At 44.5% G+C, this 21,822-nt stretch carries 15 protein-coding genes, 1 tRNA gene, 1 other RNA gene and 1 pseudogene; 17 read left to right on the forward strand and 1 reads right to left on the reverse strand.

The genetic code is table 11. From position 1 onward, the window contains the following. Window positions 1-13 precede the first annotated feature (13 nt). From ftsX to TWT_RS01255, 10 genes and pseudogenes are all read left to right on the forward strand, one after another. Window positions 14-925: a permease-like cell division protein FtsX gene (gene ftsX, locus TWT_RS01195; protein ID WP_011102423.1), complete on the forward strand. Its 912-nt coding sequence runs from the start codon at window positions 14-16 to the stop codon at window positions 923-925. 11 nt (window positions 926-936) lie between these two features. Further along, on the forward strand, window positions 937-1,572 hold the full coding sequence (smpB, locus tag TWT_RS01200) for an SsrA-binding protein SmpB (protein WP_011102424.1): 636 nt from the start codon (window positions 937-939) through the stop codon (window positions 1,570-1,572). Window positions 1,573-2,314: 742 nt separating this feature from the next. Then, a pseudogene (locus TWT_RS04600) lies at window positions 2,315-3,076 on the forward strand (WND domain-containing WiSP protein); the annotation flags it as partial. A gap of 163 nt (window positions 3,077-3,239) precedes the next feature. Further along, window positions 3,240-3,623, forward strand: a complete 384-nt coding sequence (locus TWT_RS01215) for a hypothetical protein (protein ID WP_044143902.1) — start codon at window positions 3,240-3,242, stop codon at window positions 3,621-3,623. A gap of 176 nt (window positions 3,624-3,799) precedes the next feature. Beyond that, entirely contained in the window at window positions 3,800-7,363 is a 3,564-nt protein-coding gene (locus TWT_RS01220; RefSeq protein ID WP_166806551.1) for a putative Ig domain-containing protein, read from the forward strand. Next, on the forward strand, window positions 7,360-8,706 hold the full coding sequence (locus TWT_RS01225; RefSeq protein WP_011102426.1) for a ribosomal RNA small subunit methyltransferase A: 1,347 nt from the start codon (window positions 7,360-7,362) through the stop codon (window positions 8,704-8,706). Before TWT_RS01220 ends, TWT_RS01225 begins: the two co-directional genes overlap by 4 nt. Before the next feature lie 141 nt (window positions 8,707-8,847). Further along, window positions 8,848-9,216, forward strand: a transfer-messenger RNA (tmRNA) gene (gene ssrA / locus TWT_RS04605). 1,795 nt (window positions 9,217-11,011) lie between these two features. Beyond that, window positions 11,012-11,443 (forward strand): putative Ig domain-containing protein, encoded by a 432-nt coding sequence (locus TWT_RS04610; RefSeq protein ID WP_324291843.1) that lies wholly within the window; start codon window positions 11,012-11,014, stop codon window positions 11,441-11,443. After that, window positions 11,397-11,849: a putative Ig domain-containing protein gene (locus TWT_RS01250; protein WP_044143913.1), complete on the forward strand. Its 453-nt coding sequence runs from the start codon at window positions 11,397-11,399 to the stop codon at window positions 11,847-11,849. Before TWT_RS04610 ends, TWT_RS01250 begins: the two co-directional genes overlap by 47 nt. A 7-nt stretch (window positions 11,850-11,856) precedes the next feature. Further along, window positions 11,857-11,929 (forward strand) — tRNA-Lys (locus TWT_RS01255). 704 nt (window positions 11,930-12,633) lie between these two features. On the opposite strand, the gene TWT_RS05150 is transcribed toward TWT_RS01255, so the two are convergent. Continuing rightward, window positions 12,634-12,765, reverse strand: coding sequence for a hypothetical protein (locus TWT_RS05150; RefSeq protein ID WP_272940638.1), 132 nt, complete (start codon window positions 12,763-12,765; stop codon window positions 12,634-12,636). Window positions 12,766-13,178: 413 nt separating this feature from the next. Here TWT_RS05150 and TWT_RS05075 point away from each other — a divergent pair, with 413 nt between their 5' ends. From TWT_RS05075 to TWT_RS01295, 7 genes are all read left to right on the forward strand, one after another. Then, the gene (locus tag TWT_RS05075; protein ID WP_044143914.1) at window positions 13,179-13,823 is read left to right on the forward strand and encodes a putative Ig domain-containing protein; all 645 of its coding nucleotides are present in this window, start codon (window positions 13,179-13,181) and stop codon (window positions 13,821-13,823) included. Window positions 13,824-14,383: 560 nt separating this feature from the next. Continuing rightward, window positions 14,384-14,626 (forward strand): putative Ig domain-containing protein, encoded by a 243-nt coding sequence (locus TWT_RS05080; protein ID WP_237696861.1) that lies wholly within the window; start codon window positions 14,384-14,386, stop codon window positions 14,624-14,626. 1,204 nt (window positions 14,627-15,830) lie between these two features. Further along, entirely contained in the window at window positions 15,831-17,534 is a 1,704-nt protein-coding gene (ilvD, locus tag TWT_RS01275; RefSeq protein ID WP_038103833.1) for a dihydroxy-acid dehydratase, read from the forward strand. Window positions 17,535-17,578: 44 nt separating this feature from the next. Continuing rightward, on the forward strand, window positions 17,579-19,324 hold the full coding sequence (locus tag TWT_RS01280; protein ID WP_011102428.1) for an acetolactate synthase large subunit: 1,746 nt from the start codon (window positions 17,579-17,581) through the stop codon (window positions 19,322-19,324). Then, window positions 19,317-19,559 carry an acetolactate synthase small subunit gene (locus TWT_RS01285; RefSeq protein ID WP_011096512.1) on the forward strand — a complete coding sequence of 81 codons (243 nt, stop codon included), beginning with the start codon at window positions 19,317-19,319 and terminating at the stop codon, window positions 19,557-19,559. Before TWT_RS01280 ends, TWT_RS01285 begins: the two co-directional genes overlap by 8 nt. Before the next feature lie 68 nt (window positions 19,560-19,627). Beyond that, window positions 19,628-20,629, forward strand: coding sequence for a ketol-acid reductoisomerase (ilvC, locus tag TWT_RS01290; protein WP_011102430.1), 1,002 nt, complete (start codon window positions 19,628-19,630; stop codon window positions 20,627-20,629). Between the two features lie 100 nt (window positions 20,630-20,729). Beyond that, on the forward strand, window positions 20,730-21,815 hold the full coding sequence (locus TWT_RS01295; protein ID WP_011102431.1) for a branched-chain amino acid aminotransferase: 1,086 nt from the start codon (window positions 20,730-20,732) through the stop codon (window positions 21,813-21,815). The last annotated feature ends 7 nt before the right edge of the window (window positions 21,816-21,822 follow it).

A 21,822-nucleotide genomic window follows, 5' to 3' on the forward strand; every position in this document is an offset into this window, starting at 1 on the left:
GTACGGGCAGCAAATGTTTACCTTTATCCTCAGCGAGCTGATCCATAATGTACGCCGCAGCGCATCTATGGTCTCCTCTGTGATTATCGTCACATTTATATCTCTCACATTTGTCGGAACAGCCGCTCTCATGCAGTTACAAATCGTGCACATGAAAAGCTTCTGGTACGATCGCGCCCAGGTTGCCATTTTTCTCTGCACCGAGCATTCATCTCAATCAACCTGCAGTGCCGGTAAGGCTACCGAAGAGCAGAAAGACAGCGTGCGTCAACGTCTTGATTCCTCGGTTATAAAGCCACTAATTGAAAAGTATTATTTTGAAAATCATGAGCAAGCCTACAAAAACTTCAAAGAACAATTCAAGAACAACAAAATCGTCGAGCTGACAACACCCGACCAGCTTAACGAAACTTTTTGGGTCAAGCTGCACAACCCTTCCCAGTCGACCGTTATTATCGAAGCCTTCAACGATATAAGTGGGGTTGATTCGGTTGTCGATCAGAGGCAGTATCTAAATCAGATTTTTTATATTCTAAATCTTGCCAGCGTAACATCCATCTCAATTGCGGCTGTAATGCTGATTGCGGCTGTAATGCTGATTGCAACTACAATACGTCTTTCTGCTTTTACAAGACGCAAGGAAATCGAGATTATGCGCCTTGTTGGTGCCAGTAATTTCTTTGTCCAAGCACCATTCGTTCTCGAGGGGATTTTTGCCGCATCAATCGGTGCTCTATTATCGAGCATTGCAATCGTGTCTATCGCACAATTCTTTATTACGGACTATCTTGCTGTCAAGTTACCCGTTGTCTCATTTTTCTCTGTTGGTGATTCTTTGATAATCGTTCCGATTATTTTTGGGATTGCCATTCTCCTTTCGGGATTATCTGCAAAATTCTCGATTTCTCGTTCACTTCGGGTCTAAGGGTTCAAGCTGTGCACAGGCGATCTTCTAAGAGTTACTCCTCCAGGAATTCTAAAATTCCAGAGCGTTCTAAAATTCCAGATTGCGTTATCGCATCAAACAAAAGCGCAGAATATAACTATTTTCTGGACAAAACATTTGAGGCAGGCCTTGTCCTACTGGGCAGTGAGGTAAAAAGCGTCAGACAGCAAAAAATAAGTCTGTCTGAGGCCTATATTTATGAGGATAACTCAGAAATATGGCTTGCCAATCTGTATATCCCAGAGCACAAAACGGGGGGATGGACCAATCATAATCCCCGGCGACTCAGAAAACTATTGTTACACAAGTACCAAATTGCACGTCTACGAAAAGATCTATTAATCCCTGGTATAACCCTGGTGCCCATCAAGTTTTATTTCAGGAACGGCCGCGCGAAGCTTCTTATAGCCCTTGCGCGAGGTAAAAAGCTAATTGACAAGCGCGAGGTAATAAAAGAGCGAGAGGCCACCCTAGAAGCAAACCGTGCCCTAAAACATCGCTTACGCAGACCCCGTGCACAGCGCAATACACAACGCAGTGTAACCCCGCGCCGCACGCGGGAAAATAAAAATGTACGGGGGAGTAAGGCAAGGTCTGCCAGGCGCAATGTACGGCGTGAAAACTAACAAGCGATAATAAAACAAGCGACAACTAATAATAGGTGCCTTAGCAACCATTCTGACATCTATCCTCACACTCTTTTTTGGTCACCGAGTTATTTAAACCGATTATTGTGTATATATTTCTGAATTATTTTGTATTTCTGAATTATTGTGTATAATAAATCCGTAACTACTATTACGCATCTATTCACATAAGAGCATATACACAGTGTGTATACAGGTAAGGGTTTACTGTACACAGGTAAGAACTTGCAGAGTGTACACACAAATAAAAACTTAATATCACAAAACTTAATACGTATAACAAACATACACAACCGTGTATGTAGTAAACACATGTGTAACGAACATATGTTGTACATACATGTATTACAGTACATACATGTATTACATATGTGACTTACATATGTAATACAACAAATACATGTACATACATGTATCACATGTGTGACTTACACATGTAACATACATAAAACATAAACATAAAACATAAGGGGACGGAAAGGTAAGGACCTTACGTGTTGTTATAACAATACGTTCATAACAACACGTAGAACTGAAAGATTGGGGCGCGTCGGCTTATACAGAGGTCGGGGTGATTCTCATATCTATATGAGAATCACATACCAATAGACTGTGCTGTAATAGTTATGCTGTGTAAACTAACAACACTGTGTAATTAACACATTTACTGAATAACACTGTAGTATTTATCTCTGTAGTGTTAAGAGAGAGAACAAGTAACATGTATATGAAAAAACAATATAGACACCCTCTCTCTTACCTCACCAAAGCCTTTACCTTACTATTAACCCTTCTCCTCCTATCATCCCTACAATATGAAACAGCCTTTGCCAGACAGACACCTCCTGCTCTATCCCTCCTATCATCTGTTTCATCTACATCTGTTTCATCTAATACCAAATACACAAGAGTAAGTAATACAAATACACAAGAAGTATGTGTAACAACTAACACAAATGTATCTCTCCTAATAGATCCTGTTACAAGCAGTACAAAACAAACCCTGTCCTGCACCCCATCTCTCTTACCCCAACCACAGACACATATATATGTCCCATACACAGATACATCCTCATACCTATATGTCCCATATATAACCAACACACATATATCTCTCTATTACACAGATAAGAAAGCAGATCCATCATCTTTCCTAACCTTCCCTCATACAGACATAGCAACCCCATACGGAGATGAGAAAGTAATCTCCATAACAAAGACAACAACCAATCTCATAGCTCTCCTAACAACCCGTAACATCTTCTTCTTTGACATACATGTAACAGAGAAACCAAAGATAACTGTTCCCATACACAAACAGATAGATAACACATATCTCTCAGACATACCATCACTCAGAAACTCCAGATACACCTTCTCTCTAACACACCCAAACAAAGACATAACCATAGATAGATACACCGGACAGATACATCTCTCATCCCTACCAACATCTCCCATAACAGCCCATAACCACAACAAACACAACATGTAACTCACACGGAGTAACCTGTAACCCCTGCCCGCATTACTGGTAACCCATACTGCACAAACACATACCCTGGCAGGTGAAGGCAATGACCATCACACGGCTACCACATACACAGGCTCTGACAGGGACACGATGGTACGGATTACACTGTGCTGTGAATTACACTGTGTCAAGTATCAAGGATGTGACTTTGCCAGGTGGCAAATACACTGTGCCAAGTGTTAACGCTGTGGCTGTGATTGTAAATGGCATATACATATACCCCACCGATGTACTAACCAAGGGTGGAGAAGGTTATTCACAACAGGTAACACCCGCCCCTTCACATATGCAACTCCGCCGCAATAAACGCTCAACCACCCAATCTCTCAAATACACCAATCATCCTCTCTTTATTCCCACCAATACGATCTTCATAATCCAACAATCAGGATCAGCAACTATCTCTGACTCATTCCCACCAATACTCGGTGCAACATCAATCACATACTCTACCCAATCTCTGCATATACCCAATATCTATCTAACTTCACCATAGACCTAACCCATAACATGTGGACATACACGGGAAGTGACACAAACCAGGGGTCGGGTACTGTAACCCTAACTATTACTGCTTATGACAAGTCATCATCATCTACAACACGGGCATGGACTGTCATAACAGTGGGTGCATCTAGCTGTATAAACACACAAACATACTGTGGTCTGATAATGCAGAATATTGCACTAGATGATGCATCAACCAGCTTTACTGTCAAAGCTATACCTAACTACTATGACTATCCCAGTGATTTCAAGAACAAACTCTCTCATCGAGTTACCCTGTGGAACTACATAAATGCTGGCAATGGTGTGCCAAGTATCAGTGGCACAGAGGTAAATAACAAACTCACATACCCCACCGATGTACTAACCAAGGGCGGATCAGGTTATTCATCACAGACAACATCTGTACCCATGACTGTTATCTATACCATGGATACGAAGAAGAATCCCTTACCCTCGGGCCTTACCCTAATCACAAGTACAGTACCACAGTATCTATTCACATATACAAGAACTACTACACAGACATATACATCTACATATACATCTAAATCTCCCTCCTATTCCTCTTACCCTGTAACCATTACAGCAAGACTTGTATATATTACAAAACAACCATATATCAAGGCAGGTGAGGGCAAAGCACGTCACATAGCTATCTCAGAAATTACCGCATATCGTACATTCTTTACTTCTTATACCCACACTATATACTCATACGCTAATCCAAGCCTAAAAGCACGTGTATTACTGTACACACAGAGTCAGAGTAATGTAAGTATTACACCTATACTCTACGGAAGCTTTTCTATATCCACATATGTATTAGTAGATACAACAGGTGCTACATCAGGATCTACGGGTCTACCTAAAGGACTAAGTATTGATACAACCAAAGGAGAGATAACAGGAAGTATAGATGGGGGTGTTACACCTGGAGAGTATAAAGTAAGCTTTTACGCTTTTGCATCACCTGTTGCTACCCTTCGTATACCTTCTTATCTTGTTACATATACCTTTTATGTATTACCCAGTAATAGTAGTAGTGTTCATGCACTAACTTCACCAAGTAGAACAGCTTCTGTTACGTTTATGAGTACAACATATACCAATCTGTCTTATACAGTTACCAATACAACAGAGACAAGTCCAACTGGATCTGGTGGTCTACCTAAAGGACTAACCCTTGATACAACCAAAGGAGAGATAACAGGAAGTATAGATACAGGTGTTACACCTGGAGAGTATGTTGCAATCATTACTGTTACGTATAGTAGTAACAGTAAGACAGAGGTTAGTCCCAGTACTGTTACGTACACTCACACATTTCTTGTTGATCAAAGTACTACACCATCTCTATCTAACCAAGCCACAGGTGTATCTATAGGTCAGACTAATATAACTATTACACCCAAGACAACGGGTTATATAACTTCTTATACAGTTGCTAGTACAGATGCTACATCTGGTGGAACTAGTGCAAATGGTCTACCTAAAGGACTAACCCTTAATTCCTCTGGAACCATAACAGGAAGTATAGATACGAGTGTTAGCCAAGGTATATATACAGTAGTAGTAACAGGTACTGCACCTACTGTTACTAATAATGCTACAACCCTTACTAGCACAATTGTTAGTGCAACATATACATTTCTTGTTACCAGTACTACACCTGGTTTATCTAGTACAGCCACAGGTGTATCTATAGGTCAGACTAATATAACTATTACACCAACTACACAGGGTTATATAACTTCTTATACAGTTACTAATACAACAGAGACAAGTCCAACTGGATCTGGTGGTCTACCTAAAGGACTAACCCTTGATACAACCAAAGGAACCATAACAGGAAGTATAGATACAGGTGTTACTACGGGATTATACAAAGTAACTATTACTGCAACTGCACCTTCCTATTCTTCCTCTGCTACAACCCTTACTAGCACAATTGTTAGTGCTGTATATACCATTTGTGTATATAACTCGCTTGGTCTTGCATATCTTGGGTATCTTGTTACCCAGCCATATAAAGATATTTACAATTACTTCAAAGGCTCTGATGATTGCGGACACACAGCTCCCTGGGTTGCTAATGCAGCGGCCGCAGGACTTCTTGGGCTTATTGGCGGCCTTGCTGCGCTTCCCACAAGAAAAAGTACAACCAAGATTCCGACAACAAAGAAAACAACAACAAAAAGGACAACCAGAAGAACAACTCAGCCTCCAATAACCATTCCAAAGCCAACTGCTACTACTCTTACACCAAGAACAACGAATAGAGTCAGATTTACATCACGTGCCTCACAGTTACAGAGCAATCTTCCCTTTAGATCAAACTATTTAAGTCCAGACCTTATCTCGCCCTCTATTAGCTACACCTCACAGGATCTTGTTGTTACTGTGTATAAGCATGCGTCATCTGTGTATATGACACAGGTGCTTGGTCCTGCTACATATTCATTACCTAACTTTGTTACGTATGATACAGATCCTGGAGTTAATAGAGTTCCTGTTTATCTGTTCCTGAATACTACTGATGGACGTCTCTCAGGTAGTGTTGAAGCTAATACAGGAACATATACCTTCCCTGTTGTTGTAAATGGTGTGTATACCGTTCCATATACAGTGGTTGTGACAGAGTTACCATCACAGGATCTTGTTGTTACTGTGTATAAGCATGCGTCATCTGTGTATATGACACAGGTGCTTGGTCCTGCTACATATTCATTACCTAACTTTGTTACGTATGATACAGATCCTGGAGTTAATAGAGTTCCTGTTTATCTGTTCCTGAATACTACTGATGGACGTCTCTCAGGTAGTGTTGAAGCTAATACAGGAACATATACCTTCCCTGTTGTTGTAAATGGTGTGTATACCGTTCCATATACAGTGGTTGTGACAGAGCTACCATCACAGGATCTTGTTGTTACTGTGTATAAGCATGCGTCATCTGTGTATATGACACAGGTGCTTGGTCCTGCTACATATTCATTACCTAACTTTGTTACGTATGATACAGATCCTGGAGTTAATAGAGTTCCTGTTTATCTGTTCCTGAATACTACTGATGGACGTCTCTCAGGTAGTGTTGAAGCTAATACAGGAACATATACCTTCCCTGTTGTTGTAAATGGTGTGTATACCGTTCCATATACAGTGGTTGTGACAGAGTTACCATCACAGGATCTTGTTGTTACTGTGTATAAGCATGCGTCATCTGTGTATATGACACAGGTGCTTGGTCCTGCTACATATTCATTACCTAACTTTGTTACGTATGATACAGATCCTGGAGTTAATAGAGTTCCTGTTTATCTGTTCCTGAATACTACTGATGGACGTCTCTCAGGTAGTGTTGAAGCTAATACAGGAACATATACCTTCCCTGTTGTTGTAAATGGTGTGTATACCGTTCCATATACAGTGGTTGTGACAGAGTTACCATCACAGGATCTTGTTGTTACTGTGTATAAGCATGCGTCATCTGTGTATATGACACAGGTGCTTGGTCCTGCTACATATTCATTACCTAACTTTGTTACGTATGATACAGATCCTGGAGTTAATAGAGTTCCTGTTTATCTGTTCCTGAATACTACTGATGGACGTCTCTCAGGTAGTGTTGAAGCTAATACAGGAACATATACCTTCCCTGTTGTTGTAAATGGTGTGTATACCGTTCCATATACAGTGGTTGTGACAGAGTTACCATCACAGGTGTGATTCACGGACATGACTATTATTCTGCGGTAAAGCGATTCGTTCCTTATAAACGTTTTGGTCAACATTTTGTTACTGACCCTAATATATGTAACAAAATTGTTACTCTGGCCGGCGTTGCCCCGGGTGATTGCGTTTTGGAGATTGGCCCCGGTTTTGGTGCGCTAACCGTTGCACTGGCCAAGGCAAAGGCAACGGTGTGTGGGGTTGAAATTGACACAAGGTTGTTTAACGCTCTTTGTAAGGTTATTCCCGCTGCATTGTCTGCTCCTCAACCGTGCACAGGTCAATCTCATACGGATCAACCGTGTGACCTGGGCCGGTTGTGTGATCCGCATGAGTTACCACATCGATTCACCGATGAGCGTACCGACAAATTACCCACTTCACAGTTACACGGATTACAGGTCACCTCCGGGTCACAACACCCAACAAACCAAGGGGTACATGATACAGGATTACGTGATACCCATAAATCTGATACACATAATGCAACACCCCGTGACCGCGCATTATTACATGACCCTGGATTACATGACACAGGATTACAGGGAGATGTGACACAAGGGTACATGACACAGGGTGTTAGGCACAGCACTAACCTGAACAGTGCCAATCAACACAGCGACAGACAGTACAGTGACGATCAGAGCGGTGACGGGCAACACAGCACTGTTGAGGAGAGCATCCTGGAGGCAGAAAAGCTATCTATTGCAGCCCGCACAAATACACACTCTACAGATACACGGCACGATAACACGCATGAGCACATGCGGAAATGGGGTGAAGTGTATTTGATAAATGACGATGCCTTAAAGTTGCGAGCCTTGCCCATTACCCCAAAGATGTTGGTTGCTAATCTCCCGTACAATATCGCGGTGCCGCTTATAATGCACGTCTTGCAACAATTTCCCAGTATCGTATCTGCAACTATTATGCTGCAGAGTGAAGTTGCGGATCGTATATGCGCTAAGCCACCTTCCAGATCCGCTGGTGCGGTGACTGCCAAAGCGGCGTGGTTCGGTCACTGGAAAAAGGTTATGAAGGTCGCAAGGCATGTTTTTTACCCCATTCCCGGTGTTGATTCCGTAATTGTGCAATTTATCAGAGATGAGAAGAGCGATTGTGAAGTTTTGCGGGAAGCGACCTTTTCTTTGATTGAGGATGCATTTTCCAAGAGGCGCAAAATGCTCAGGCAATCTTTGAGATACATTCCCCAGGCTGATTTTGTCGCGGCTGGGATTGATCCCATGCTGCGCGCGGAGAATCTGTCTGTTGATAACTTTATGAATCTTGCGAAACGTCGTGTATACTCGACGGGCCGGAACCTTACCCATTTGGCCTAGCTCTGGGTTTTGCTTTGGAATAAGTTTTGTAGCACCATGTTTTGTGTGTTACCCTACAGTGTTACTTTTCCGTCAATATTCAACGGTAAGCTTGTTTTTAGGCCGTTGATAAAAACTTAATATTGGTCAAAAAATTTCATTGGGGATGACTGGTTTCGACGCTGTTTGTGTACTCGTGGGAAGCGGGTCGAGGATGCGAGGTTGTCTCGTTAACGATCCTCGCAAAATATAAGTGCCAACTTAAAGCGCACTGATCTAAGTCTTGCTGCTTAAGCGCTTAGATCTGTCGGTATAGGGCTTGTCTTCGGCCCTGTATCCGGCATGGTTTTAGAGGACTTGCCGCGTGTTTGCCGCTTGCGTGAACACCGGGACTTTATTGCAAGCTGGGCCTGTTGATTTAGATTCCGCTGCAAAGAATCAGGGCTGAGTATAACGGTTTTAGCGGATACACCCGTAGAAGTCACGGGCTCCATGCCGCGGACGGGGGTTCGATTCCCCCCATCTCCACTGTTTTGCGCGACCTATCACTGCGCGACTTGTAACGCTGTGTTGTGCGGGTTACACCCTATAACCATTACACGCGCAACCTGTAACCTATCCCTGCGAGACCTGTAACCTGCGCCTGTAACATGTAACTCATGGCGTGTTACGTGTTGTACATGCCGGTGCGCAACCTGTAACCTATTACAGAGTAACTGGTAACTTATACCTGCGCGACTGGTAACGCTGTGTTGCGTTACAGGTAACCACCACACAGAGTTACCTGTTGCCCCTGGCGCACAACATGTTACTCACCTCCGTATAACATGCAATGTTGTGTTACATGTTGCACATACCTGTGCGACCTATGGCGTGTGAGCTGCATAACATGTAACTCACACAGGGTTACGTGTTACACATGCACCTGTTACATGTGATTCACACGGTGTGTTACCCGTAACCTATGCACGCGCGGGCGGTAACCTATCCCCGCGCGACCCGTGACGTTGTGTTGCGCGACTTGTACCCACTGTCAGACACCAATAACCACAATCCATACCAGTGCAGGGTAACGTGTAACCCGCTTGTGTTATGTTACCTGCAACCATTACAGGGTAACTGGTAACACCCACGCCGTGTTACGTGTTGCACATACCTGCGCGACTGGTAACCCACTGGTGTGTAACTGGTAACTTGCGCCTGTGCGACTTGTTACCTGCGCCAGCGCGACTTGTAACCCATTACAGAGTTACCTGTTACGTGCGTTGTGTTACGTTGTGTTGTGCGACCGGTTACCTGTAACAACCACATATCAGGGCAGGTGAGGGCAAAGCAACACACACGGCTTCCTGCACCTCACACAGGCTCTGGCAGAAACACTGTGCCAAGTATTAATGCTGTGACTTTGACTGTAAATGGCAAAGAGACATACATATACCCCACAGATCCACTAACACAGGGTGGAGCAGACTATTCAAAACAGGTAACACAGAAACCCATGACTGTTATCTATACCATGGACAAGAAGCAATCCCTACCCACGTGTTACCTGTGACCATCCCACGGAGTAACCTGTAACCCATTACAGAGCAACGTGTAACCCGCTTGTGTTATGTTACATGTCACCCGTAACTTGCACCTGCGCCTGTGCACAGGTTACACCCTGTAACCCATCTCTGCAAGACTTGTATATATTACACTACAACCATATATCAAGGCAGGTGAGGGCAAAGCAACACACACGGCTACCCTGACATATACCGCATATAGTACATTCTTTACTTCTACCCGTACTATATACTCATACGCTAATCCAAGCCTAAAAGCACGTGTATCCGTATCATATGTACACACCTGTAACACACCCACACAGTTACCCTATATAGCTACAAAAGATAGGAACAAAAGTGCTGGCAATGGTGGTGTGCCAAGTATTAGGGAAGTGTCTGTGCCTTTGCCAAATGGCAATGGTGTGCCACAGCATCAGTGCCACGCCTGGTCCAGGTGGCACAAACACTGTGTCAACTATTACACTGTGGCAAGTATCAAGGCTGTGCCTTCGCGTGGGTCAAATGGCAAAGAGACATACACATACCCCACAAGTGCACTAACACAGGGTGGAGCAGACTATTCAAAACAGAAGTAACCTAGACAATCCACCCATATACAATCATCCAGAGGCTTCTTTGGCAGCATTACCAGCGACCTAGGCGGTGTCCTACTCGGTGGCATAGCCGGTATCATAACCGGACTCCTGGGCTCTAGTACAGCACCATCTCTATCTAACCAAGCCACAGGTGTATCTATAGGTCAGAATAGTATAACTATTACACCCAAGACAACGGGTTATATAACTTCTTATACAGTTACCAATACAGGTGTTACATCAGGTGGAACTGGTGCAAATGGTCTACCTAAAGGACTAAGTATTGATACAACCAAAGGAGAGATAACAGGAAGTATAGATACAGGTGTTAGCCAAGGTATATATACAGTAGTAGTAACAGGTACTGCACCTACTGTTACTAATAATGCTACAACCCTTACTAGCACAATTGTTAGTGCAACATATACATTTCTTGTTACCAGTACTACACCTGGTTTATCTGGTACAGCCACAGGTGTATCTATAGGTCAGAATAGTATAACTATTACACCCAACGCAAGAGGTTCTCCATCCAGTTATGCAGTTACACCCATAAATGTTATATATGGCAGATGCTACATCAGGTGGAACTGGTGCAAATGGTCTACCTAAAGGACTAACCCTTAATACAACCAATGGAACCATAACAGGAAGTATAGATACGAGTGTTAGCCAAGGTATATATACAGTAGTAGTAACAGGTACTGCACCTACTGTTACTAATAATGCTACAACCCTTACTAGCACAATTGTTAGTGCAACATATACATTTCTTGTTACCAGTACTACACCTGGTTTATCTGGTACAGCCACAGGTGTATCTATAGGTCAGACTAATATAACTATTACACCCAAGACAACGGGTTATATAACTGGTTATACAGTTACCACATATACACACGTAAATCTTGTCTATACCATGGATGCGAAGGGTGTGGATACAGCTTGTTTGATTTGTCTTTATTGGTGGGTTCCTGATTGGTTATTGATGGAAGCTAGAATATTCATGGAAAGATAATTTCAGTGCGCCTCTAGCTCAATCGGCAGAGCAACTGACTCTTAATCAGCAGGTTCTGGGTTCGAGTCCCAGGGGGCGCACGAGTCTTTCGTTGTTGCAGAGTTTACTTCTATACGATTTTCCCTGTGCGGTTTTTACTTTTACGGACTATGTATATCCAAGATATTGGCACAACACATCACACGGCTACCCTTGCATATACCGCATATAGTACATCCTTTGTTTCTAGCCGTACTATGTGCATCCGTACCAACCTGTATCAGGGATACCTGTAACCCATAACCTGATTACCCTGTGGAACTACATAAGTTCTGACAATGGTGTGCCAAGTGTTACTGCTGTGCCTTTGCCAAATGGCAGAGAGGCACAGCAACCCTAGGTTAAGGCGTAATCTCAAGTGTTATTGGCACGTTCGTAGGTGACAAACCCACATACCCCACAAATGCACTAACAACGGGTGGATCAGGTTATTCATCACAGGAAAACAAGTATCAGTGATGTGCTTGTAAATAACACAGTCACATACCCAAAGCATCACAGACATATACATCTACAGATACACCTAAAGCTTCCTCCTATTCCTCTTACACTGTAAACACTGGTAACCCCTGCCCGTGTTACGTGTAACCTGTAACCCCCTGTTGTGCAACCCATAACCTACAATCTGTAGCCCATAACACAACAACCCTGTATAACTACACAGGCGCCGCCCGGGTGGTGTGCCAAGTATCAGTGATGTGTTTGTAAATGGCATATACACAAACCTAACCCATAACACATGGAGCTATGGGGGAGGTGGTAAAACAACACAGTCATGGGGTACTGTAACCCTAACTATTACTGCTTTTGGTAAGTCAACATCTATATCACGGGCATGGACTGTCATAACAGTAGGTGCATCTAGCTGTATAGACAAACACAGCACAGCAAACAGACACAGAACCAGCCGCAGTAGCAGAGTAACCTGTAACCGTGAATCTGTAACACTTGCACCTGCGCGACATGTAACCGCTACCTGCGCGACATGTAACCACACCACAGGTTACCTGTAACCCGTAACAGGGTAACTGGTAACTCTGGGGTGCGCAACCTGTTACGCACCTCCGCATAACATGCAATGTTGTGTTACATGTTGCACACTTTCACGTGAGACCGGTAACCCCTATAGAGCAACATGTTACCTATCACTGCGAGACCTATAGCGTATGAGCTGCGCAACCTGTAACCCTTGCCCATACGCCGTGTTACGTGTTACCCACACCTGTTACGTGTAACTCACAACAACATACACCAATCTGTCTTATACAGTTACACCCATAAATGTTATATATGGCAGATGCTACATCAGGTGGAACTGGTGCCTCAGGTCTACCTAAAGGACTAACCCTTAATACAACCAATGGAACCATAACAGGAAGTATAGATACAGGTGTTACACCTGGAGAGTATGTTGCAATCATTACTGTTACGTATAGTAGTAACAGTAAGACAGAGGTTAGTCCCAGTACTGTTACGTACACTCACACATTTCTTGTTGATCAAAGTACTACACCATCTCTATCTAACCAAGCCACAGGTGTATCTACAATCCCAGGTCTTACCCTAATCACAAGTACAGAACCACAGTATCTATTCACATATACAAGAACTACTACACAGACATATACATCTACATATACATCTAAATCTCCCTCCTATTCCTCTTACCCTGTAACCATTACAGCAAGACTTGTATATATGTTGAATCTGCCTGTATTGCTTGTTACCCCCGGCGACACCAGCCCACATGTAACACAGTATTACTGTGTCACATGTGTTTCACTGTTGTTTATGCCGCATCCTTGGCGCCGTGTGCAGATTGGTGAATGTCTCGCGAAGATTGGTGAATGTCTCAGGGTTACCTGTGTATCATGGCTACTTGCAACCGGGGGTTGCAGTGTGTTTTTGTCACACTCCGGCTGCTGCAGTTGTTAGTGAAGAGGCCCCAGTTGGCAAGTTATCCTGTACAGCCACATATATACAACCACACAGGTCCTGGCGCATCACACGACCATGCGATATCTCAAGCTACCCTGACAGCAAGGTACACATAAACAGCTGCATGCACATACTCTTAACACACCGCATACAAAGTAACCATTACTGCAACTGCACCTTCCTATTCTTCCTCTGCTACAACCCTTACTAGCATAAGTGTTAGTGCTGTATATACCATTTGTGTATATAACTCGCTTGGTCTTGCATATCTTGGGTATCTTGTTACCCAGCCATATAAAGATATTTACAATTACTTCAAAGGCTCTGATGATTGCGGACACACAGCTCCCTGGGTTGCTAATGCAGCGGCCGCAGGATAACTCGCACAACCGATGTACTAACACAGGGTGGGAGAGACTATTCACAACAGATAACAAAGAAACCAATGACTGTTATCTATACCACCGGCAAGAAGCAATCCTTACCCACGGGTTACATGTAACTCACAACAACATACACCAATCTGTCTTATATAGCTACACCCATAAATGTTATATATGGCAGATGCTACATCTGGTGGAACTAATGCCACAGGTCTACCTAAAGGACTAACCCTTAATTCCTCTGGAACCATAACAGGAAGTATAGATACAGGTGTTACACCTGGAGAGTATGTTGCAATCATTACTGTTACGTATAGTAGTAACAGTAAGACAGAGGTTAGTCCTGTATTACCCAGTAGTAGTGTTCATGCACTAACTTCACCAAATAGAATACCTTACCCCCAGGCCTTACCCTAAACACAGGTACAACACCAGAGATGTACTGATTTCACCACAGAGTAACGTATCACCCACACCAGCGCAACCGGTACCCGCTTGTGTAACCTGTAACTCACCCCAGCACAACCCGTTACATGTAACCTCTGCCTCCGCGACATGTAACACACACGGGGTCACGTGTAACCCCCGGTGCGCGACTGGTAACGCCGTGTTGCGTAACCGTGCGCGCAACAGAGTGACATGTAACCCCTGCCCGTGTAACCCATAACCACAACCATATATCAAGGCAGGTGGTGGCAAAGCAACTCACATGGCTACCATCTACATAGGCTCTGGCAGCGGTGGTGTGCCACAGATTACACCGTGCCAAGCGTTATCCTGTGCCAGGTATCAGGGAAGTGCCTTCGCTTTTGCCAGGTGGCAGAGAGACACAGCCACCCTAGGTTAAGGCGTAATCTCAAGTATCAGTGGCACACCTGGCCCAGATGACACAAACACTGTGCCAAGTATCAAGGGTGTGGCTGTGACTTTGTCCGGGTGGCATATGTACTGTGCCAAGTATTGATTATCGCCAAGTGTTAATCCTGTGGCTTTGTATATAACAAAGCCGTATGTTAATGATTTGCATGGCACTTCTGTGCATGAGTCAGGGTTCCACCTTGGACGCCCTCTGTTTTTGTTCTTGATGCTTGTTTACGCCTTGACCCATCCTTGGTACTGTGCGCACATGCATCCACCCTACTTTTATAAACCACGTACTGGAAAACAAGTAAAAGCACCCAGGATACCCAGGGGATTAGTTTGATATATCCAGTTACGCCCCTTGTACTTTTTCTTATTGACAAAAGACCCGTTATCGTCGAAAGAATAAAAGACGGTCGCAAGATAAACCTCATGAAGATAATCCTAACAGTGTGGCCCTGTGTGGCACATTACCTGTGTAACCCCTGCCAGCGCAACCGGTAACCTGTACTGCACAACATGTAACTCACACGGGGTCACGGGTCGCCCACCTCACAGAGTTACGTGTTACTCGTGCGCCGTGTTACGTGTGGCACATTACACGTCAACCTATTTAACACCGCGGCTATTACCATAAATATGCTACTTATATCTCTCAATATCCTTATTTGTGTATAAATGCCAGTATATTTTTTTACTATCACAGGTAATACCTTTTTAATACCCCTGTTGCGTAGGGATTGCTGGGTACAATGTGTTTATGTCGAGCGATGCAAATGCCTGTGAAATAGATATAAAGCCGAGAAGCCGAGTCGTAACCCATGGGATCGAGGCGACAACATCGCGTGGTATGCTGCGCGCCGTTGGAATGGGTGATGCTGATTGGGAAAAACCACAGATTGGCATTGCATCCAGTTGGAATAACATAACTCCGTGCAATTTGTCACTTGACAGACTTGCGCAGGGTGCAAGGGAAGGTGTTCACGCAGCCGGTGGGTATCCGCTGCAGTTTTGCACTATATCGGTTTCCGACGGAATCTCTATGGGTCATGAGGGAATGCATTTTTCTCTTGTTTCTCGCGAAGTTATTACCGACAGCGTGGAAACCGTTCTGATGGCAGAGGCACTGGATGGTGTTGTTCTTCTTGCTGGCTGTGATAAATCCCTCCCGGGTATGCTTATGGCAGCTGCAAGGCTTGATGTGTCTGCAGTATTTCTATATGCCGGCAGTATTGCCCCCGGTTATGTCACACTCAAGTGTGGCGAGTCAAAAGAAGTTACAATAATTGATTCATTCGAAGCCGTTGGTGCCTATAAGGCAGGGCTTATTGATCAGGATGATCTTGGCCGGATTGAAAGGGCCATATGCCCCGGGGAGGGCGCATGTGGCGGCATGTATACGGCAAACACAATGGCATCTGTTGCAGAAGCGCTTGGTATGAGTCTTTTGGGTTCGGCAAGTCCACCCTCGGCAGATCGTCGTCGTGATGTTTATGCACATAAGTCGGGCGAGGCGGTTGTTGAGCTCCTGAAGCGGGGTATAACCGCAAGAGATATTTTGACAAAAGAGGCATTTGAAAATGCGATAGCAGTTGTTATGGCCCTTGGCGGATCTACAAACGCCGTTTTGCATTTACTTGCGATAGCGCATGAGGCCCATGTGCCACTGACGATAGACGATTTTAACAAAATCGGGAATAGGGTTCCTCATATTGCAGACCTCAAGCCTTTTGGGCGCTATGTAATGAATGATGTAGATCGCGTGGGAGGTATCCCAGTTGTTATAAATGCATTGATGCGGGAAGGTTTTATACACGGTGATGTAATTACCGTTTCAGGCAGAACAATGGCCGAGGAGATATCTGATATCAATCCGGGCCTTCCCGACGGAAAGGTTATACACTCTTTTTCCTCACCTCTGCACCCAACAGGCGGTATAAAGGTATTAAAAGGTACGCTTGCACCGGATGGGGCCGTTGCAAAAACAGCTGGTTTCGATACTGTGGTTTTTCAAGGCCCCGCAATGGTGTTTGATCGCGAGCGCGCGGCTATGGATGCTCTCAGTGCTGGGAATATAAAAAAGGGGAGCGTTATTGTTATTCGCTATGAAGGCCCAAAAGGGGGTCCGGGTATGCGAGAGATGCTGGCTATTACCGCGGCAATAAAGGGAAGTGGCCTTGGTAAAGATGTTTTATTATTGACAGACGGCAGGTTCTCGGGCGGCACAACCGGTCTGTGCATAGGGCATATTGCGCCAGAGGCGGTTGATCTTGGGCCGATTGCGTTTGTGCAAGACGGCGATATAATCCGCGTTGATATTGAAAAATCGGGTATTGATGTTCTGGTTGATGAAAAGCAATTGCGTGCCAGGCACTTGACTCCACCCCCACCCAGGTATACAAGCGGTGTTCTTTCAAAATATTCAAAACTCGTCAAATCTGCTTCTTTGGGTGCAATAACTTAGGCAAAAGGCATTTTTCATTTTTAGTATTGTGAAGGGTTTGGATCTTGGTTAGGATATCGGGTGCACAAGCGGTTATAAAATCCCTTGAGGAACTTGGTATTGATCTTGTTTTTGGCATTCCTGGCGGGGCGATACTTGAGGTTTATAACTCGTTATTTAGCTCAAGCATTAGGCATATTCTTGTGAGGCATGAACAGGGCGCTGGTCATGCTGCCGAAGGTTATGCATGTTCTTCTGGAAAGCTGGGGGTTTGTTTGGCCACCTCGGGTCCAGGCGCAACAAATCTTGTGACTGCCATTGCGGATGCGTATATGGATTCTGTTCCGATTCTCGCCATAACAGGTCAGGTATATTCTCATTTACTCGGAAGTGATGCATTTCAGGAGTCGGATATTATCGGGATAACAATGCCGATTACAAAGCATGCTTTCTCTGTAAAAAGGGCCACAGAGATCCCGGCGGCCATTTTTGCCGGTGCAAAAATTGCAACCACCGGAAGGCCAGGACCCGTTTTGATAGATATCACAAAAGATGCACAACAAGACGAATTCGATTTTATGTGGCCACCAAAAAGCATTGATTTATCCGGATATTCCGTTGCGCAAAACATTCCAGATACATTGGCGCAGTTTGCAGATGGTTTTTTTGACATGCTGTCTGGCAGCATTAGGCCTGTTATTTATGCTGGCGGAGGGACCGTGCGCTCTGGAGCCTCAGAAGAGCTTATTCGTTTTGCGGAAGGCTTTGGTATACCGGTTGTAACCACCCTAACCGCGCGCGGTGTTTTGCCGGATTCAAATAGGCTAAATCTCGGTATGCCGGGTATGCACGGAACTGTTGCGGCAATTCTCGCCCTGCAGAAGTCAGATTTACTGATTGCTCTGGGTACACGTTTTGATGACCGTGTGACGGGAAGGCTTGATTCCTTTGCACAAAATGCACGGGTTGTTCATGTGGATATTGATCCGGCTGAGATTGGCAAGAATCGACGTCCAGATCTTTTTGTGATCGGGGACGTAAAAGAGGTGTTGGGCTATATCAACTCGCATTCGGAGAATAAAACCACGGGGGATCTTACTGCTTGGTGGCGGTCTTTAGAGAAAATGCGTCAGATTTATCCGTTGGTTTTTCCACAAAAAAGCAGCGATGGCAATTTATCTCCCGGTTATGTGATAAAGAGACTCGGAGAATTGTCTGGCCCGGATGCGATTTATGCAACCGGGGTTGGACAGCATCAAATGTGGGCTTCGCAGGCTATAAGTTTTTCGAGACCCAATTCGTTTCTCACTTCCGGTGGGGCCGGAACCATGGGATACGCTGTGCCAGCGGCTATGGGCGCTAAAGCTGCAAATCCTGAAAAAATTGTTTGGGCCATTGATGGAGATGGTTGTTTTCAAATGACCAATCAGGAGCTTGCAACATGTTCTGTAAACGGACTTCCAATAAAAGTTGCTGTTATAAACAACCGTTCTCTCGGGATGGTGCGCCAGTGGCAGGGATTGTTTTATAACAAACGCTATTCTCAGACCGACCTGAATACCGGTGATGCGTATATACCTGATTTTTGTAAACTTGCCGAATCGTATTCATGCGCAAGTTGCAGGGTTAGCTCTGTTGATGAAGTTGATAATGCAATTGAATTTGCCCTGGCAATAAATGATAGACCGGTTGTTATAGATTTTGTCGTCTGTAAAGACTCTATGGTTTGGCCAATGGTTCCGCAAGGGCTTGGTAATTCACATCTTAAGTATTTACAGGATGTATCACCCGTTTGGCACGATAATGAATAGGGATGTAACAATCTCGGTTCTTGCAAAGGACACACCGGGGTTGCTTGCACGACTGTCATGTGTTTTTTCACGCCGTGGGAAAAATATAATCTCATTCTCGGCCGTGCGAGATTTAGATAAGATCGGGTTTTCCAGGATTACAATAGTCTGTGATCCAGAGAATATTGATCAGATTATCAAGCAATTGAATAAGCTTGTAGATGTGTTGGACGCGCGCTTGGACAATTATGGATAATTGATCTGTAGTTTTGTTTTTTTAGATCTCAAGTATGTTTATGTGGTCTGGATTGTGAGGGGTTTGAAATGAGTGAAATAGGCACGAGGGTTTATACCGAATGTGATGCAGATTTATCGCTTATTCAAAATGTTCTGGTTGCTGTTATTGGTTACGGATCGCAGGGTCATGCGCAAGCGCTGAATCTGCGTGATTCGGGAGTAAATGTTGTAATTGGTTTGAAGGAAAATTCGGCTTCGCGGAAAAGCGCACAAGACTCGGGGTTTGAGGTTCTTTTGCCGCAAGAGGCAGCCAAAAAGGCGCAGCTAATTTCTCTGCTTGTGCCAGATCCAGCACAGCGTGATGTTTATGAAAGTGCAATAAAACATAATCTCTCAGAAGGCGATGCTCTTTTGTTTTCACACGGATTTAACATCCGATACGGGTATATAACACCTCCAGATGGTGTTGATGTTCTTATGGTTGCCCCTAAAGGTCCTGGACATATGGTTAGACGTGAATATCTTGATAACCGCGGGACTCCGGCTGTGTTTGCTATTGAAAAGGATGCAAGTGGTAGGTGTTTTGACCTTGCGCTTAGTTATGCAAAGGGCATAGGTGCTTTGCGTGCCGGGGCTATACAAACTACATTTACCGAAGAGACCGAGACGGATTTATTTGGCGAGCAGGCAGTTCTATGCGGCGGTCTTGAACAGCTGATCCAGTATGGCTATGAGACCTTGGTTGAGGCGGGTTATCAGCCAGAAGTTGCTTATTTTGAAGTTCTTCATGAATTGAAGCTAATCATTGATCTGATAGTTGAGGGTGGGCTTAGTAAATCACGCTGGAGTATTTCTGATACGGCAGAATACGGCAGTTATGTATCAGGTCCGCGTGTTATAGACAAACATGTCAAGGAAAATATGAAAAAAATACTTGGTGAGATTCGTTCTGGCGAGTTTGCTAATAGATTCATAAAGGATCAAGATTCAGGTGCGAATGAATTTACACAGCTCAGAGAGATTGCTGCCCGGCATCCAATAGAAGAGGTTGGTGCCAGGCTGCGCGCATTATTTTCGTGGAGTAAGTAAAGAGGTTATCGGTGTATTTGGTCTGCGCTGTATATGTTGCGCCGTGGCCTTCTTGGTTATTGCCAAATGCGGCTATTTGGATGTGTGAAATGGAAAAGCCTTGAGTGCCAAGAATTATAAAAAAACACTGCTAGTAAACCCCATTTCGCAGGATGAATTACAAAAGAGGCTTTCTGCCCCAGGGTTCGGGTCTGTTTTTTCTGAGCATATGGTCTCCGCGGATTGGCATCGCGATCTTGGTTGGCATGATTATCGTGTCGAACCGTATGGTCCAATTAGTCTTGCCCCCTCGGCCATGGTATTTCATTATGGACAGGAAATTTTCGAGGGGCTGAAAATTTTTCGCCATTCACAGGATAGTTCTGTGCGCGCATTTAGGCCACTGGAAAATGCAAAGAGGTTTCAAAAATCCTCCGAGAGAATCGCGCTTCCCGTTTTACCGGTTGAGGATTTTCTGCAATCGCTTCGTGAGTGGGTGATGGTTGACGGCCGCTGGGTTCCGAATGCACCGTCATGTGTTTATGCAAGACCATTTATGATAGCAACCGAGGAGGCGCTCGGTCTTCGGGCAACGTGCAGCGCCAGATATACCCTAATTTGCTGTCCGGTTGGTGATTTGTTTGGCCAAATAAGGCCCATTAGGGTACGGGTTTCTTCTAAGTATTCGAGGGCGTCCAGGGGTGGGACCGGGTCCGTTAAATTTGGTGGTAATTATGCGGCATCTATTTTGCCCCAGGTCGAGGCTGGGAATGATGGGTTTGACCAGGTTCTTTTTTTGGACTCGGCATCTTATAAAAATATTGAAGAGCTGTCCGCATCGAATATATTCTTTGTACTCTCCAGTAAGACTTTGATTACGCCGAGTCTTGGTGGAACTATTCTTCCGGGTGTTACTCGTGACAGTATCATAAGAATAGCCGAGGATTTGGGGTTTGTTGTTGAGCAAAGACAAATCAGTCTTGACGAGGTAACACATCTATTTAGTCAGGACAAAGTAACGGAAATGTTTTGCTGCGGAACCGCGGCGTCTGTAACCCCCATTGGGTCCGTGTCTTTTGATGGAGGCACCCTGGGCTCGGGGCAGGCGGGTCCTGTTACGATGCTCCTTCGTGAATATCTGCGGGATATACAGTTTGGTAATCGTCCGGATAAATACAACTGGATGGTCAATCTTGAGGATACTTAGGTGAGTT

The sequence above is a fragment of the Tropheryma whipplei str. Twist genome (assembly GCF_000007485.1).
Lineage (GTDB): Bacteria > Actinomycetota > Actinomycetes > Actinomycetales > Microbacteriaceae > Tropheryma > Tropheryma whipplei.

Coding starts and splice junctions, on each gene's coding strand:
- ftsX (WP_011102423.1), top strand. CDS start 14: ATGTTTACCTTTATCCTCAGCGAGCTGATCCATAATGTACGCCGCAGC.
- TWT_RS01220 (WP_166806551.1), top strand. CDS start 3,800: ATGCAGAATATTGCACTAGATGATGCATCAACCAGCTTTACTGTCAAA.
- TWT_RS01250 (WP_044143913.1), top strand. CDS start 11,397: ATGGCAGATGCTACATCAGGTGGAACTGGTGCAAATGGTCTACCTAAA.
- TWT_RS05075 (WP_044143914.1), top strand. CDS start 13,179: ATGGCAGATGCTACATCAGGTGGAACTGGTGCCTCAGGTCTACCTAAA.
- TWT_RS05080 (WP_237696861.1), top strand. CDS start 14,384: ATGGCAGATGCTACATCTGGTGGAACTAATGCCACAGGTCTACCTAAA.
- ilvD (WP_038103833.1), top strand. CDS start 15,831: ATGTCGAGCGATGCAAATGCCTGTGAAATAGATATAAAGCCGAGAAGC.
- TWT_RS01285 (WP_011096512.1), top strand. CDS start 19,317: ATGAATAGGGATGTAACAATCTCGGTTCTTGCAAAGGACACACCGGGG.
- ilvC (WP_011102430.1), top strand. CDS start 19,628: ATGAGTGAAATAGGCACGAGGGTTTATACCGAATGTGATGCAGATTTA.